Genomic DNA, 14,192 nt, shown 5'->3' with positions numbered 1-14,192 from the left:
CGCAGAGATAGACAGTTTCGCGCCCCGGTCAATCGCGCAGGGGTGTCTCGGAGGTGTCGAGCGCCTCGGCAAGCCGCGTGCGGGCCGAGCCGGGGCGCAGCGGCTGCGGCTGGTCGGCGTGGGGCGCCCAGCCGGTCAGCACGACGATCTCGAAGGTGGCGCTTACCCGACCATCAGGCGTTGCGAAGTGCTCGGCGTAAAGCGCGTCGACCGCCTCGAAAAGGGCGCGGCGCGGCGCGCGGCGCAGCCGCGATTGCAGCGCGTTGGCTTCGCCCATGTCGCGCAGATCGTGCATGAGGTGGCGCGCGTCGCGGTACGCGACGTGCAACGGCACGCTGTCGGCGACCGGCAGCGCCAGGCCAGCTCGCTGCAAGAGCGCACCGAGGTCGCGGATCTCGCCCATCGGAGCCACGCGCGGCGAAAGGCCTCCGGTCATGGCGATCTCGGCCTCGCCGAGACAGCGCCGCAGCTCCTGCAGTGTCGTGCCGCCGAGCGCCGCGGCAAGCAGCAGCCCGTCGGGTTTCAGGGCGCGCCGGCACTGGATCAATTGGCCCACGGGATCGTTCGACCAGTGCAGGGCAAGCGCATGAACGACCAGGTCATGCGCCTGCGGTTCGAGATCGAGCGCCTCGGCCTCTGCGACGATCTTCGCTCCGGGCAGGCGGGAGGCCCAGACATCGGGAAAGGGCGTGACGACGGCGGGCGCGCTAAACGCCCTGTTAACCATGCCCAGGCGATCCTCGATCTCGTCGGCCGCTGTGTCCTGAAGGAACAGCGCGCCGGGCCGGGCCCGGGCGCGGTGCTGGGCAAGCGCCCGGGTGTCGGTCAGTTGGTTGGGCGTCGGCATGAGCGGAGAATAGGGTGCCACACCGGGCAATTCAAACGGCTGTCTCGCTGGTCTACCCGCCGCGCTGCATCGCCTGCGGCGAAACGGTGGACAGCGATTTCGGCCTGTGTGGTCCCTGCTGGCGGGACACGCCGTTCATCGGCGGGGCGATCTGCGACCGCTGCGGCACGCCGCTACCCGGGGCCGCGGAGGAGGCCGGGCTTAGCTGCGACGATTGCCTGAGGACCGAACGGCCCTGGCGACAAGGCCGCGCGGCGCTGCTTTACAAGGACACGGCGCGCCGGCTTGTGCTGGCACTGAAACACGGCGACCGTCAGGAGATCGCGAAGCCCGCCGCCTTGTGGATGGCAAACGCCCTGCACGGTCTGCCCTTGGAAAACGTGCTTATCGCGCCCGTCCCGCTGCACTGGCTGCGGCTGCTGCGCCGGCGCTACAACCAGTCCGCCCTGCTGGCCCGGGCGCTTGCGACGCAGCTTGGCCGCCCGGTCTGCCCGGACCTGCTGGTGCGGCGGCACCGGACGCCAAGCCTTGATGGCAAGAGTCGCGCGTTGCGCTTCGAATCGGTCCGCGGCGCAATCGCGGTGCATCCGCGGCGCCGGCACAGGCTGGCCGAACGGCCGATCCTGCTGGTCGACGACGTGATGACCTCGGGGGCAACGCTGGCCTCGGCCGCCGACGCCTGCATTGCAGCAGGCTCGGGTCCGGTCTGCGTCGTGACACTGGCACGCGTTGCCAAAGACACCTAAATCCCTGACAACAGTATCTGTCACAAGGGACCACCCCGATGAAACCGGTCGAAATCTACACCTCTCCGCTTTGCGGTTTCTGCCATGCGGCCAAACGCCTGCTGTCCGAGAAGGGCGTCAGCTTTTCCGAGGTCGACGTTCTGGAGCACCCCGACCGCCGGGCCGAGATGATGCAGCGCGCCAACGGCGGGCGTACGGTGCCGCAGATCTTCGTCGGCGACACCCATGTCGGCGGCTGCGACGATCTTTATGCGCTGGAACGGGCCGGAAAGCTCGACGCGCTGCTCGCGGCCTGATGCGCTGCGCGATCCTTCAGCTCAACGCATCGGACGATCCGAAGGCGAACCTCGAGACCACGCTGGAGATGGTGAAGGACGCGGCGGGCCAGGGCGCGGAATTTGTGCTGACCCCCGAGGTTACGAATTGCGTCTCGATGAGCCGCAAGCATCAGCAGGCGGTTCTGGCGCACGAGGACGAGGACGCGACGCTTGCAGGTCTGCGCGGTGCGGCGCGTGCGCACGGGATCTGGCTGCTGATCGGCTCGCTCGGGCTCAAGACCTCGGACCCGGACGGGCGCTTTGCCAACCGCTCGATCCTGGTCGGCCCCGACGGCGGGATCGCGGCGCGCTACGACAAGATCCACATGTTCGACGTGCAGGTCACGCCGGAGGAAACGTTCCGCGAATCCGACGGCTACCGGCCCGGAACGCGAGCGGTGCTGGCCGAGACGCCGTTCGCGCGGATCGGCATGACGGTGTGCTATGACATGCGGTTTCCGCTGCTCTACTCGGCGCTCGCAAACGCCGGGGCCGAGGTGTTCACGGTGCCGGCGGCGTTCTCAACGGTGACCGGCGCGGCGCATTGGCACAGCCTGCTGCGCACGCGGGCGATCGAGGCCGGCTGTTTCGTGATCGCGCCTGCTCAGACTGGCGAACATGCCAGCGCGGCGCACAAGACACGCAAGACCTACGGGCATTCGCTGGTGGTCTCACCCTGGGGCGAGGTGCTTCTGGACGCGGGCGAAGAACCCGGCGTCTACATGTTCGATCTCGACATGGGACAGGTCGCCGAGGCGCGACGCCGGGTGCCGAGCCTCGCCAATGCACGAACCTTCGACGGGCCGGAATGAGCGAGGACCGCAACACCCTGGCGATTGCCCTTTTCAGCGAGGTGCTGGCGGCCGACCAGATGGTCCGCAACAGGCTGGGACGGGTTCTGCCGAAGGGCATGGAAATCTCGCATTTTTCGGTGCTGAACAATCTCGCCTGGCACGATGGCGAGCGCACGCCGGCGCAGCTGGCCGAAACCTTCCACGTCACCCGCGGCGCGATGAGCAACACGCTGAGCAAGCTGGAATGGGCGGGATACGTGCATGTCCGTCCCGACTGGGACGACGCGCGGCGCAAATTGGTGTCGATCAGCCCCGCCGGCCGCCGCGCGCGCGACGAGGCGCTGGGCTCGATTACCCCGATGATCAACCAGGCGGTCGAGGAGATGGGCGAGGACCGCGTGCGTGCGGCATTGCCGATCCTGCGCGAGATGCGCCGCCAGATGGGACCGCAGGACTAGGCCGGGCGCAGGCTCGCCGTCACGTAGTTGACGCTGAGGTCGCGGTCCGACAGACGCCAGGACCATGTGATCGGGTTGAACACGAATCCCTTGCGGTCGACCGGCTCCAGCCCCGCCTCTTCGAGAAGGGTGAAAAGCTCGTCCGGCGTGATGAACTTCGACCAATCATGCGTGCCCTTGGGCAGCCAGCGCATCACGTGCTCGGCCCCGACGATTGCCATCATGAAGGACTTCGGATTCCGGTTCAGGGTCGAACAGATATGCAGCCCGCCGGGTTTCAGAAGGTCGTGCACGGCGCGCAGGTAGTCGATGGGCGAGGCCACATGTTCGACCACTTCCATGTTGAGCACGACGTCGAAGGATTCGCCGCTGGCGGCGAGATCCTCGGCGGTCGTATGGCGGTAGTCGATGTCGAGACCCGACTGCTCGGCATGCACCCGCGCCACCGGGATGTTGCGTTCGGCGGCATCGGCACCGACCACGTCGGCACCCAGGCGCGCCATCGGTTCGGACAAGAGGCCGCCGCCGCAGCCGATGTCGAGGATGCGCAGGCCGGCGAAGGGCAGCTTGCCGCCAAGGTCGCGGTCGAACTCGCCGGCGATCTGCGCGGTGATGTAGTCCAGCCGGCAGGGATTGAGCATGTGAAGCGGCTTGAACTTCCCGTTCGGATCCCACCATTCTGCGGCCATCGCCTCGAACTTGGCGATCTCGCCGGGGTCGACAGTCGTTTGCGGCGTCGGCATCGCGGTCTCCCATGTACTCTTCTGCCCGTCGGGCTGTATATAGGTCACTAATGGACAAATACCCGGACCAAAAGCGCGCGGTGCAGTACCTCTACCCGCCGATCGACCCCTTCGATCAGCGGATGCTCGAGGTGGGCGACGGGCACACTGTCTACGTCGAACAGTGCGGCAATCCGAAGGGGCTGCCGGTGGTCGTGTTGCATGGGGGTCCGGGCGGCGGGTGCAGCCCGGCGATGCGGCGCTATTTCGATCCCGAGGTCTACCGCGTGGTGCTGTTCGATCAGCGCGGCTGCGGTCGGTCGCGGCCGCATGCCTCGATACGCAACAACACCACTTGGCATCTGGTGCGCGACATCGAGTTGATTCGCGACACGCTGGGCATCAAGGACTGGATCGTCTTCGGCGGCAGCTGGGGCGCGACCCTCGCATTGATCTATGCGCAGGCCCATCCCGGTCACGTGCTGCACCTCGTGCTGCGCGGTGTGTTTCTTATGACCCAGCGCGAGCTTGACTGGTTCTATGGCGGCGGCGCGGGCCGGTTTTGGCCCGAGGTCTGGGAACGGTTCGCAACGATGGTGCCCGAGGACGAGCGCGACGACCTGATCGCGGCCTATCACAAGCGCCTGTTCTGCGGCGACCTTCCGACCGAGACGCGGTTCGCCCGTGCCTGGTCGGCATGGGAGAACGCGCTTGCCTCGATTCACTCGACCGGCTCGGCCAGCGACAGCCCCGGTGATTATGCGCGCGCCTTCGCGCGGCTCGAGAACCACTATTTCTCCAACGCGGGCTTTCTCGATTTCGACGGGCAGATCCTGGCCGAGATGGACAAGATCGAGAACATCCCCGGGGTGGTCGTCCAGGGGCGCTATGACATGATCTGCCCGCCCGAGGGTGCCTATGCACTGACCCAGCGCTGGGATGCCTGCGAACTCAAGATGGTGCGCAGCGCCGGGCACGCGCTGTCCGAACCGGGCATCAGCTCGGAATTGGTGCGGGTCATGGACGGGCTCGCCGAGCAATGAACCGGGTGTCGCGCATCGACCGCCGGGCGCTCTTCACAACCGGTGCCGCCGCCGCCGTGCTGGCTGCTGCCGGGATCAGCGCCGAGGCCGAGCCGCGGCGCGGCGGTCGCCTGCGCATGGCGCTGTCGGGCGCCGGGCGGAGCGACAGCTTCGACACGCGCCGGTCTCAGGGTCTCTTCATGCAGGTGGCCGGCGCCGGAACCGTCTTCGACACGCTGACCGAGGTCGCTGCCGACGGCACCCTGCGCGGCGAACTGGCGACGGGCTGGGAGGGCAGCGCCGACGCGCGCAGCTGGACTTTGACGCTGCGCGAGGGTGTGCGCTTTCACGACGGCGCGGCGTTTACGGCGCACGACGTGCGCGCCTCTTTCGACCTGCACCGGGACTCGGGCCTCGATGCCGTGCGGCGGATCGAGATCCTGAGCGATCACCGTATTCGGGTCGATTTCGACCGGCCCAGTCCGCAGTTTCCCTTCCTGCTGTCGGATGCACGCTTTGTCATCTACCCGCACCGGCGTCTTGAGGACGCGATGGCGTGGGGTATCGGCACGGGGCTCTACAAGGTGCGGCGGTGTCAGCCCGGGCGCGACCTGATCGCCGAACGTGTCGCCGAGCATTACAAGGACGGCCACGCGGGCTGGTTCGACGAGGTCGAACTGGTCTCGATCCCGAAGGCCGAGGTGCGCGCCGAAGCGCTGCGGGGGCGCTACGTCGACGTGGCCGACCTGGCGGATGCCCAAGGTCTCGACCGCGCGTCGGACTTCGCGCTTCTGCCGGATGCGCAGACCATGACCCAGGCCGCGCAGCCGGGCGTGCGGTTCCCACGGCTGATGGGCCGCGCGCTGCCGCTCGACAACCTGCGCGCGGCCGAACGCTGGTGGATGGCCTGAGCCCGCGACAGGGCTTGCAGACTCGGACGCGCCCGACTATATGCAAGCCAACAGCGGCGCTTCCGGGTCCAAACCGAAAGCTCCACCGGAAAGATTGACGGGCCGCGCGCCCGTTTTTTTGTGCCTTGAGACAGGTGCGTCAGACCGGACAGGGACATGAGCAACGACCTAATCGCCAAAGCCGCAATGGATCGCCGACTGGCCGAGATCGTCACGCCCGTGATCGAGGATCTCGGCTTTGAACTCGTGCGCATCCGGCTGATGTCGGGCAAGACCACGACGCTGCAGATCATGGCCGACAAACCGGAGGGCGGGATCGAGGTCGACGACTGCGCCATGATCAGCCAAGCGGTGAGCGCGGTGCTCGATGTCGAGGATCCGATCCTCGATGAGTACACGCTCGAAGTCTCGAGCCCCGGCATCGACCGCCCGCTGACGCGGCTGAAGGACTTCGAGGCCTTCGAGGGCTACGAGGCCAAGCTCGAAACCGCCGAGACGATCGACGGGCGGCGGCGCTTCAAGGGTGAGTTGGCCGGCGTCGAGGGCGACGAGGTGCTGATCAACGTGACCGAGGGCACGATCGGGCTGCGCTTCGAGTGGCTCAGCGAGGCCAAGCTCGTTCTGACCGACGAGCTGATCAAGGAAATGCTGCGCCAGCGCAAGGCCTCGGGCGCGCTGGACGAGACCAAATTCGACGAGATCCAGACCGACGAGTCTGCTGTAGAGGAAAACGACTGATGGCAATCACATCCGCAAACCAGCTGGAGCTTCTGCAGACCGCAGAAGCCGTCGCGCGCGAGAAGATGATCGACCCGGGCCTCGTGGTCGAGGCGATGGAAGAGTCGCTCGCCCGCGCCGCGAAGTCGCGCTACGGGGCGGAGATGGACATCCGCGTGTCGATCGACCGCAAGACCGGCCGCGCGACCTTTACCCGCGTGCGCACCGTGGTCGAGGATGAGGAACTCGAGAACTACCAGGCGGAATTCACCGTCGAGCAGGCCAAGCAGTACATGGAGGACCCCAAAGTCGGGGACACCTTCGTCGAAGAGGTTCCGCCGGTCGAAATGGGCCGGATCGCGGCGCAGTCGGCCAAGCAGGTGATCCTGCAGAAGGTGCGCGAGGCCGAGCGCGACCGCCAGTACGAGGAATTCAAGGACCGCGCGGGCACGATCATCAACGGCATGGTCAAGCGCGAGGAATACGGCAACGTCATCGTCGACGTGGGGGCCGGCGAGGCGATCCTGCGCCGCAACGAGAAGATCGGCCGCGAAAGCTATCGCCCGAACGACCGCATCCGGGTCTACATCAAGGACGTGCGCCGCGAGCAGCGCGGCCCGCAGATCTTCCTCAGCCGCACCGCGCCCGAGTTCATGGCCGAGCTCTTCAAGATGGAAGTGCCGGAAATCTACGACGGCATCATCGAGATCAAGGCCGTGGCCCGCGATCCCGGCAGCCGCGCGAAGATCGCGGTGATCTCCTATGACAACTCGATCGACCCGGTCGGCGCCTGCGTCGGCATGCGCGGCAGCCGCGTTCAGGCGGTGGTGAACGAGCTTCAGGGCGAAAAGATCGACATCATCCCGTGGAACGAGGACCAGCCGACGTTCCTGGTGAACGCGCTGCAGCCCGCCGAGGTCAGCAAGGTGGTTCTCGACGAGGAGGCCGGCAAGATCGAGGTGGTGGTGCCCGAAGAGCAGCTGAGCCTCGCCATCGGGCGTCGTGGTCAGAACGTGCGGCTTGCCAGCCAGCTGACCGGTCTCGACATCGACATCATGACCGAGGAACAGGAAAGCGCCCGCCGCCAGGCCGAGTTCGAGGCCCGTACCAAGCTCTTCATGGAGCAGCTCGACCTCGACGAGTTCTTCGCGCAGCTTCTGGTGTCGGAAGGCTTCACCAACCTCGAAGAGGTGGCCTATGTCGAACTCGACGAGCTTCTGGTCATCGACGGCGTCGACGAGGAAACCGCGAACGAGCTTCAGGCGCGGGCGCGTGACGTGCTCGAGGCGATCAACAAGGCCGCGCTCGACAATGCCCGCGAGATGGGTGTCGAGGATAGCCTGGTTGAATTCGAGGGCCTGACACCCCAGATGATCGAAGCGCTTGCCAAGGATGGCGTGAAGACGCTGGAAGACTTCGCGACCTGCGCCGACTGGGAACTGGCCGGCGGCTGGACCACGGTCGACGGTGAGCGTGTCAAGGACGATGGTGTTCTCGAACCTTTCGATGTCTCGCTGGAAGAGGCGCAGGATCTCATCATGACCGCGCGGATCATGCTGGGCTGGGTCGACCCCGCCGACCTCGAAGCCGAGGAAGAGGCCGAGGACGGCGAAGCGACCGAGGAGGCCGAGGCCTGATCGCGGGTCTCGGGAGTTCCGAATGGGCCGGGGCGGCGCAACCAAGGACCGCGGCGACGGTCCGGACCGCAAGTGCATCGCGACCGGTGCGGTTCAGCCCAAGGACGGGCTGATCCGCTTTGTTGCGGGACCCGAAGGCGAAGTCGTGCCGGACATTCTCGGCCGGCTTCCGGGGCGCGGACTCTACGTGTCGGCGGATCGCGAAGCGATCGCGACGGCGGTAAAGAAGGGGCTGTTCTCGCGCTCTGCGAAACGGGCCCTGAAGGCGGATGAAACGCTGCCGGACGAGGTTGAACGCCAGTTGGCGCGGCGCGTGGTCGAGCTGATCTCGCTGCAGCGCAAGGCGGGCAAGGCGGTGGCCGGATACGAGAAGGTCAAGAGCTGGCTGCAGATGGAAGAGGCGCAGGTTCTCATCCAGGCCAGCGACGGATCGGGACGCGGAAAATCGAAGCTGAGCACGCCGCATTTCGGCACGTTCATCGGCTGGCTGACCGCGGATGAATTGGGTTTGGCATTCGGTCGCCAAACTGTGATACATGGGGCGCTCGCCTCTGGTGGACTCACGCAACGTGTTGTAGAGGAAGCCCGAAGACTGAGAGGCGTGCGCGGAAACGAGGGTGGCAAGGGCCATCCGGAAGGATAGACGAGCTTTATGAGCGATACTGACGGCAAGAAACCATTGGGTCTGCGCACAGGCGCGCGTCCGGGCAACGTGAAGCAGAGCTTCAGCCACGGGCGGACCAAGAACGTCGTTGTTGAAACCAAGCGCAAGCGCGTCGTGGTGCCCAAGCCGGGTGCTGCGAGCAAGCCTGGTGCAGGGTCGTCATCCGCTCCGATGGGCAATCCCGCAAAGCGGCCCGCAGGTATCTCGGATGCCGAGATGGAGCGTCGTCTGAAGGCGGTTCAGGCCGCCAAGGCACGCGAGAGCGAGGAGGCTGCCGAGCGCGAGGCCGAGGAGCGCGCGCGCGCCGAAGAGCGTGAGCGTCGCCGGGCCGAACAGGAAGCCAAGGAGCGCGAAGAGCGCGAGCGCGAGGAAAGCCTGCGCGCCAAGGCGGAAGAGGACGAGCGCCGCAAGCGCGAGGCCGAGGAGGCCGCGAAGGCCGCCGCCGCGGCACCGGTCGTCGAGGAACCGGCCGCCGCACGCCAGGGTGGCCCCAAGCAGGGCGACGCCGGGCGCGGCAAGAGCCAGGCTCCGGACCGCGACCGCGACCAGCAGAACAAGCGCGGCAAGGGTAGCGGCGACGCCAACCGTCGCTCGGGCAAGCTGACCGTCAACCAGGCTCTGGCCGGTGGCGAAGGCGGCCGCCAGCGGTCGATGGCCGCGATGAAGCGCAAGCAGGAGCGCGCACGCCAGAAGGCGATGGGCGGCCCGGTCGAGCGCGAGAAGGTCGTGCGCGAGGTGCAGCTTCCCGAGGCGATCATGGTCTCGGAACTGGCCAACCGCATGGCCGAGCGCGTCGGTGAAGTCGTCAAGGCGCTGATGCAGAACGGCATGATGGTCACCCAGAACCAGAGCATCGACGCCGATACGGCCGAACTCATCATCGAGGAATTCGGCCACAAGGTCGTTCGCGTATCGGACTCGGACGTCGAGGACGTCATCAAGGAAGTCGAGGACGCGCCGGAAGACCTGCAGGACCGTCCGCCGGTCATCACGATCATGGGTCACGTCGACCACGGCAAGACGTCGCTTCTGGACGCGATCCGCAACGCCAAGGTCGTCGCGGGCGAGGCTGGCGGTATCACCCAGCACATCGGCGCCTACCAGGTGAAGACCGATGGCGGGCAGGTGCTGACCTTCCTCGACACGCCGGGCCACGCCGCGTTCACCTCCATGCGCTCGCGCGGGGCGCAGGTGACGGATATCGTCGTGCTGGTGGTGGCCGCGGATGACGCGGTGATGCCGCAGACCATCGAGGCCATTAACCACGCCAAGGCGGCCGGTGTCCCGATGATCGTGGCGATCAACAAGGTCGACAAGCCGGCGGCGAACCCCGACAAGGTGCGCACCGACCTGCTGCAGCAGGAAGTGATCGTCGAGAAGATGTCCGGCGACGTGCAGGACGTGGAAGTCTCGGCCGCGACCGGCCAGGGGCTGGATGAACTGCTCGAGGCAATCGCGCTTCAGGCCGAGATCCTCGAACTGAAGGCCAACCCGGACCGGGCGGCCCAGGGCGCGGTGATCGAGGCACAACTCGACGTGGGTCGCGGCCCCGTTGCGACCGTCCTGGTCCAGAATGGTACCCTGCGTCAGGGCGATATCTTCGTCGTGGGCGAGCAGTACGGCAAGGTTCGTGCGCTCATCAACGACAAGGGCGATCGCGTCAAGGAAGCGGGACCGTCGGTTCCTGTCGAGGTACTCGGCCTCAACGGCACGCCCGAGGCCGGTGACGTTCTGAACGTGACCGAGACCGAGGCGCAGGCCCGCGAGATCGCGGCCTACCGCGAGCAGCAGGCCAAGGACAAGCGCGCCGCTGCCGGTGCCGCGACGACGCTCGAACAGCTGATGGCGAATGCCAAGGCGGACGAGAACGTCAGCGAACTGCCGATCGTGGTGAAAGCCGACGTGCAGGGCTCTGCCGAGGCCATCGTTCAGGCGATGGAGAAGATCGGCAACGACGAAGTCCGCGTGCGCGTGCTGCACTACGGTGTCGGCGCGATCACCGAAACCGATGTCGGCCTCGCCGAGGCCTCGAACGCGCCGATCATGGGCTTCAACGTTCGTGCCAATGCGTCCGCGCGCAACACCGCGAACCAGAAGGGTGTCGAGATCCGTTACTACTCGGTGATCTACGACCTCGTGGACGACGTGAAGGCGGCCGCCTCCGGCCTGCTCAGCGCCGAGATCCGCGAGAACTTCATCGGTTATGCGACGATCAAGGAAGTCTTCAAGGTCACGGGTGTCGGCAAGGTCGCCGGTTGCCTCGTTACCGAAGGCGTGGCGCGACGCTCTGCAGGTGTGCGCCTGCTGCGCGACGACGTGGTGATCCATGAAGGCACGCTGAAGACGCTCAAGCGCTTCAAGGACGAAGTTCCCGAGGTCCAGTCGGGCCAGGAATGCGGCATGGCTTTCGAGAACTACGACGACATCCGCGACGGCGACGTCATCGAGATCTTCGAGCGCGAGGAGGTCACGCGGACGCTCGCGTGACACTTCTACCGTTGCAATGAAATTGAAAAAGGGGACAGACGGATCTGTCCCCTTCTTGCTGTCTTGCCTCGCGGTCGACCAGATGTCAGGCGGCTTTTTGGACCGGACTTCCCGCGTAGACGGTGTTGTCCACCCTGACCGCGATGCGCCCGTCCGGCAAACTCCGGACAAAGACACCTTGGATCGACACGGCACTACCGACGGTAATGGTGCGAAGCACGTCGTTTCCTCCCCAGGATCATGACATGGCCTCTGCATAGTCAAACTTCGTCAATATGTCATAAACAAATTCACGAATTCGCGAGGATTGGTCACGGATCGGCAATATTTCGCGGATTTTCCGGTCTGTGAACTAGAGCCAATCCCGCAGGACGGGAATGAGCGGCAGATCGGCGGGCGGCATCGGATAATCGCGCAGGTTCTGCGGGCGCACCCATTTCAGCGCCTGACCTTCACGCGACATAGGGGCTCCTTCCCACTTTCGGCAGGCGAAGAGCGGCATCAGAAGGTGGAAATCGCCATAGGCGTGGCTGGCGAAGGTCAGCGGCGCGAGGCAGGACGCCCAGGTGCTGATGCCCAGTTCCTCTTCGAGCTCGCGGATCAGCGCTGCTTCCGGGGTTTCACCGGCCTCGACCTTGCCGCCGGGAAACTCCCAGAGCCCCGCCATCGACTTGCCTTCCGGACGCTGCGCCAGAAGCACGCGCCCGTCGATGTCGATGAGCGCCACGGCGGACACCAAAACGATCTTCATGCGCGCGCCGTCACGACCTGTAATCGGCGTTGATGTCGATGTAGCCGTGGGTCAGGTCGCAGGTCCAGACCGTCGCCGCGCCGTCGCCGATGCCGAGATCGACCGCGATACGTATGTCCTGGCCCTTCATGTGTGCCGCGGCATCGGCTTCGACGTATTGCGGGCTGACCCAGCCCGCCTCGGCCACCACGACGTCGCCGAAGCGGATCGCCAGCTTGTCGCGATCCGCCGGCGCGCCGGATTTGCCGACGGCCATAACCACCCGGCCCCAGTTGGGATCCTCGCCGGCGATGGCGGTCTTGACCAGCGGCGAGTTGGCGATGGACATCCCGTGCGTGCGGGCGTCGCCGTCGCTGGCGGCGCCGGTCACCGTGATCTCGACGAATTTCGTGGCGCCTTCGCCGTCGCGCACGACCTGATGCGCGAGGTCCAGCATCACCGCCTCCAGCGCTTCGGCGAAGTCGGCGTTGCCCGAGACGTCCGCTTCCGACGCGCCGGTCGCGGCGACGATCAGGCTGTCCGAGGTCGAGGTGTCGCTGTCGACCGTGATGCAGTTGAAGGTCCGCGCGCTGGCCGCCGAGACCATTGCCTGCAAGGCGGCCTGATCGCAGACGGCATCGGTGAAGATATAGACCAGCATCGTCGCCATATCCGGCGCGATCATCCCCGAGCCCTTCGCGATGCCGGCGATCGAGACCGTCCGACCCGAGACTTCGATCTGCGCCGCGGCACCCTTGGGATAGGTGTCGGTGGTCATGATCGCGCGGGCCGCGGACTCGATCCCGGCGGTGCTCAGCCCGTCGACCAGCTCCTGCAGTTTCGCCGTGATGCGTTCGTGCGGCAGCGGTTCTCCGATAACGCCGGTCGAGGCGGTGAAGACCCGCGCTTCGGGCACGCCGCAGGCGGTCGCCGCGGCCGCGGTTATGGCCTCGACCGCAGCGATCCCGTTCTTGCCGGTGAAGGCGTTCGAGTTACCGGAATTGACGAGGATCGCGGCGCCGTCCGCCGGATCGCCGCCGAGTTTCGACTGGCAGTCGAGCACCGGCGCCGAGCGGGTCTCGGAGCGCGTGAAGACCCCCGCAATCGCGGTGCCGGGATCAAGCTGCGCCAGCATCACGTCGGTGCGGCCCGAGTACCGGACCCCGGCCGCGACGGTGGCAAAGCGCACGCCGTCGATGACCGGAAGCTCGGGAAACCGCTCGGGCGCCAGCGGCGAGACGGCGAGGGTCTTCGCCATACGCGTCAGTCCAGCAGTTCGAGGTTGTTGAGAACCGTGGGGTCGATCCCGCTCACGTCGGCGCGCTCGACTTCCGCCGCCGTGGCGGTTTCCTCGATCTTTGCGTTGACGGCCGCGCGCATCAGCTCGGTGTTGAGCTCCTCGCGCATGTCCTCGAGCGTCGGGACGGAGGCGTTGCGCTTTTCGTTGAGCTTGATGACATGCCAGCCGAACTGGGTCTGAACCGGCTCGGAGACTTCGCCAGGTTCGAGCGCGAAGGCCGCGGTTTCGAACTCGGGCACCATCTGCCCGGCACCGAACCAGCCCAGCTCGCCGCCGTTGGGGCCGGACGGGCCGGTCGACTTCTCGCGTGCGACCGCGGCAAACTCGGCCCCGCCGTTGATCTCCTCGCGGATCGCCTGCGCCTCTTCCTCGGTCTCGACGAGAATGTGGGAGGCGTTGAATTCCTCCTGCTCTTCCATGCCGGCAACGCGTTCGTCATAAGCCGCCTTGATTTCTTCCTCGGGCATGGTGTCGCCGACCATCTCCTGGATCGCGATGCTGGCGCGAACCGAGCGGTTCTCGTTCTCCAGCGCGACGGCGGCACTGTTGGGCAGGTCGCCGGTGAAGGTATCGGCCAAGGCCTGCTGCTGGATCAGCTGCTCGAGGATGCCGCCGAACAGCGCATCGGGCGGGACCTGCTGGTACTGTGCCGGCAGCGTGGCTCGGGCCGCGATCATGTGGCCGATCGTGATGTCCGTCCCGTTGACCGTTGCGACGACGGTGTCGGCGCTGGCGGTGGTCTCGGCCGCGTCGTCCTGCTGGGCGTGTGCCGGCATGGCAAGCGCGGTTGCAATGGCCGTACCGGCCAGGAAGTTGCGAAGGTTCTGCATGATAGGTCCT

15 protein-coding genes are annotated in these 14,192 nt (G+C 66.4%); 10 read left to right on the top strand and 5 right to left on the bottom strand.

All coding sequences use genetic code 11. The features are described from left to right. Positions 1 to 28: 28 nt before the first annotated feature. The gene (locus R5H30_RS08615) at positions 29 to 847 is read right to left on the bottom strand and encodes a methyltransferase domain-containing protein (protein WP_318327824.1); all 819 of its coding nucleotides are present in this window, start codon (positions 845 to 847) and stop codon (positions 29 to 31) included. Between the two features lie 14 nt (positions 848 to 861). Here R5H30_RS08615 and R5H30_RS08610 point away from each other — a divergent pair, with 14 nt between their 5' ends. From R5H30_RS08610 to R5H30_RS08595, 4 genes are read left to right on the top strand one after another with little or no spacing between them, the layout of a single operon-like run. Then, on the top strand, positions 862 to 1,593 hold the full coding sequence (locus R5H30_RS08610; protein WP_318327823.1) for a double zinc ribbon domain-containing protein: 732 nt from the start codon (positions 862 to 864) through the stop codon (positions 1,591 to 1,593). A gap of 38 nt (positions 1,594 to 1,631) precedes the next feature. Next, entirely contained in the window at positions 1,632 to 1,889 is a 258-nt protein-coding gene (gene grxC / locus R5H30_RS08605) for a glutaredoxin 3 (RefSeq protein ID WP_318327822.1), read from the top strand. Further along, positions 1,889 to 2,722, top strand: coding sequence for a carbon-nitrogen hydrolase family protein (locus tag R5H30_RS08600; RefSeq protein WP_318327821.1), 834 nt, complete (start codon positions 1,889 to 1,891; stop codon positions 2,720 to 2,722). The genes grxC and R5H30_RS08600 overlap by 1 nt, the downstream gene beginning before the upstream one ends. Then, positions 2,719 to 3,162 (top strand): MarR family winged helix-turn-helix transcriptional regulator, encoded by a 444-nt coding sequence (locus R5H30_RS08595; RefSeq protein ID WP_318327819.1) that lies wholly within the window; start codon positions 2,719 to 2,721, stop codon positions 3,160 to 3,162. Before R5H30_RS08600 ends, R5H30_RS08595 begins: the two co-directional genes overlap by 4 nt. On the opposite strand, the gene ubiG is transcribed toward R5H30_RS08595, so the two are convergent. Then, on the bottom strand, positions 3,159 to 3,905 hold the full coding sequence (gene ubiG / locus R5H30_RS08590; protein ID WP_318327817.1) for a bifunctional 2-polyprenyl-6-hydroxyphenol methylase/3-demethylubiquinol 3-O-methyltransferase UbiG: 747 nt from the start codon (positions 3,903 to 3,905) through the stop codon (positions 3,159 to 3,161). The two genes, R5H30_RS08595 and ubiG, sit on opposite strands and share 4 nt — an antisense overlap. Before the next feature lie 50 nt (positions 3,906 to 3,955). Between ubiG and pip the strand changes: the two genes are divergently transcribed. The 6 genes from pip (at position 3,956) to infB (ending at position 11,322) form a co-directional block, all read left to right on the top strand. After that, positions 3,956 to 4,927 (top strand): prolyl aminopeptidase, encoded by a 972-nt coding sequence (gene pip / locus R5H30_RS08585; protein ID WP_318327815.1) that lies wholly within the window; start codon positions 3,956 to 3,958, stop codon positions 4,925 to 4,927. Continuing rightward, positions 4,924 to 5,817: an ABC transporter substrate-binding protein gene (locus R5H30_RS08580; protein ID WP_318327814.1), complete on the top strand. Its 894-nt coding sequence runs from the start codon at positions 4,924 to 4,926 to the stop codon at positions 5,815 to 5,817. Before pip ends, R5H30_RS08580 begins: the two co-directional genes overlap by 4 nt. A 156-nt stretch (positions 5,818 to 5,973) precedes the next feature. Continuing rightward, positions 5,974 to 6,555 (top strand): ribosome maturation factor RimP, encoded by a 582-nt coding sequence (rimP, locus tag R5H30_RS08575; protein WP_318327813.1) that lies wholly within the window; start codon positions 5,974 to 5,976, stop codon positions 6,553 to 6,555. Continuing rightward, positions 6,555 to 8,171, top strand: coding sequence for a transcription termination factor NusA (nusA, locus tag R5H30_RS08570; RefSeq protein ID WP_318327812.1), 1,617 nt, complete (start codon positions 6,555 to 6,557; stop codon positions 8,169 to 8,171). Before rimP ends, nusA begins: the two co-directional genes overlap by 1 nt. Positions 8,172 to 8,193: 22 nt before the next feature. Further along, positions 8,194 to 8,814, top strand: a complete 621-nt coding sequence (locus R5H30_RS08565) for an RNA-binding protein (protein ID WP_318327811.1) — start codon at positions 8,194 to 8,196, stop codon at positions 8,812 to 8,814. Between the two features lie 9 nt (positions 8,815 to 8,823). After that, positions 8,824 to 11,322, top strand: coding sequence for a translation initiation factor IF-2 (gene infB, locus R5H30_RS08560; RefSeq protein WP_318327810.1), 2,499 nt, complete (start codon positions 8,824 to 8,826; stop codon positions 11,320 to 11,322). A 352-nt stretch (positions 11,323 to 11,674) separates the two neighbouring features. Here the strand turns inward: infB and mutT are convergent, their stop codons facing one another. The 3 genes from mutT to R5H30_RS08545 are packed head-to-tail and all read right to left on the bottom strand — an operon-like array spanning position 11,675 to position 14,182. Continuing rightward, a complete protein-coding gene (gene mutT / locus R5H30_RS08555) occupies positions 11,675 to 12,073 on the bottom strand; it encodes an 8-oxo-dGTP diphosphatase MutT (protein WP_318327809.1) in 399 nt (132 codons plus the stop codon). A 10-nt stretch (positions 12,074 to 12,083) separates the two neighbouring features. Then, positions 12,084 to 13,310, bottom strand: coding sequence for a bifunctional glutamate N-acetyltransferase/amino-acid acetyltransferase ArgJ (argJ, locus tag R5H30_RS08550; RefSeq protein ID WP_318327808.1), 1,227 nt, complete (start codon positions 13,308 to 13,310; stop codon positions 12,084 to 12,086). 5 nt (positions 13,311 to 13,315) lie between these two features. Next, positions 13,316 to 14,182 carry a peptidylprolyl isomerase gene (locus R5H30_RS08545; protein WP_318327807.1) on the bottom strand — a complete coding sequence of 289 codons (867 nt, stop codon included), beginning with the start codon at positions 14,180 to 14,182 and terminating at the stop codon, positions 13,316 to 13,318. Positions 14,183 to 14,192: the final 10 nt, after the last annotated feature.

This window comes from Roseobacter sp. FCG-D35 (assembly GCF_033436665.1).
Classification (GTDB): domain Bacteria; phylum Pseudomonadota; class Alphaproteobacteria; order Rhodobacterales; family Rhodobacteraceae; genus JAWQFO01.
This window is presented reverse-complemented; position numbering and strand designations above follow the sequence as displayed.

Bases quoted from the DNA above. Each gene is read 5' to 3' on its own strand.
- R5H30_RS08615 (WP_318327824.1), bottom strand. From the start codon at position 847: ATGCCGACGCCCAACCAACTGACCGACACCCGGGCGCTTGCCCAGCAC.
- grxC (WP_318327822.1), top strand. From the start codon at position 1,632: ATGAAACCGGTCGAAATCTACACCTCTCCGCTTTGCGGTTTCTGCCAT.
- R5H30_RS08600 (WP_318327821.1), top strand. From the start codon at position 1,889: ATGCGCTGCGCGATCCTTCAGCTCAACGCATCGGACGATCCGAAGGCG.
- R5H30_RS08595 (WP_318327819.1), top strand. From the start codon at position 2,719: ATGAGCGAGGACCGCAACACCCTGGCGATTGCCCTTTTCAGCGAGGTG.
- ubiG (WP_318327817.1), bottom strand. From the start codon at position 3,905: ATGCCGACGCCGCAAACGACTGTCGACCCCGGCGAGATCGCCAAGTTC.
- pip (WP_318327815.1), top strand. From the start codon at position 3,956: ATGGACAAATACCCGGACCAAAAGCGCGCGGTGCAGTACCTCTACCCG.
- R5H30_RS08580 (WP_318327814.1), top strand. From the start codon at position 4,924: ATGAACCGGGTGTCGCGCATCGACCGCCGGGCGCTCTTCACAACCGGT.
- rimP (WP_318327813.1), top strand. From the start codon at position 5,974: ATGAGCAACGACCTAATCGCCAAAGCCGCAATGGATCGCCGACTGGCC.
- nusA (WP_318327812.1), top strand. From the start codon at position 6,555: ATGGCAATCACATCCGCAAACCAGCTGGAGCTTCTGCAGACCGCAGAA.
- R5H30_RS08565 (WP_318327811.1), top strand. From the start codon at position 8,194: ATGGGCCGGGGCGGCGCAACCAAGGACCGCGGCGACGGTCCGGACCGC.
- infB (WP_318327810.1), top strand. From the start codon at position 8,824: ATGAGCGATACTGACGGCAAGAAACCATTGGGTCTGCGCACAGGCGCG.
- mutT (WP_318327809.1), bottom strand. From the start codon at position 12,073: ATGAAGATCGTTTTGGTGTCCGCCGTGGCGCTCATCGACATCGACGGG.
- argJ (WP_318327808.1), bottom strand. From the start codon at position 13,310: ATGGCGAAGACCCTCGCCGTCTCGCCGCTGGCGCCCGAGCGGTTTCCC.
- R5H30_RS08545 (WP_318327807.1), bottom strand. From the start codon at position 14,182: ATGCAGAACCTTCGCAACTTCCTGGCCGGTACGGCCATTGCAACCGCG.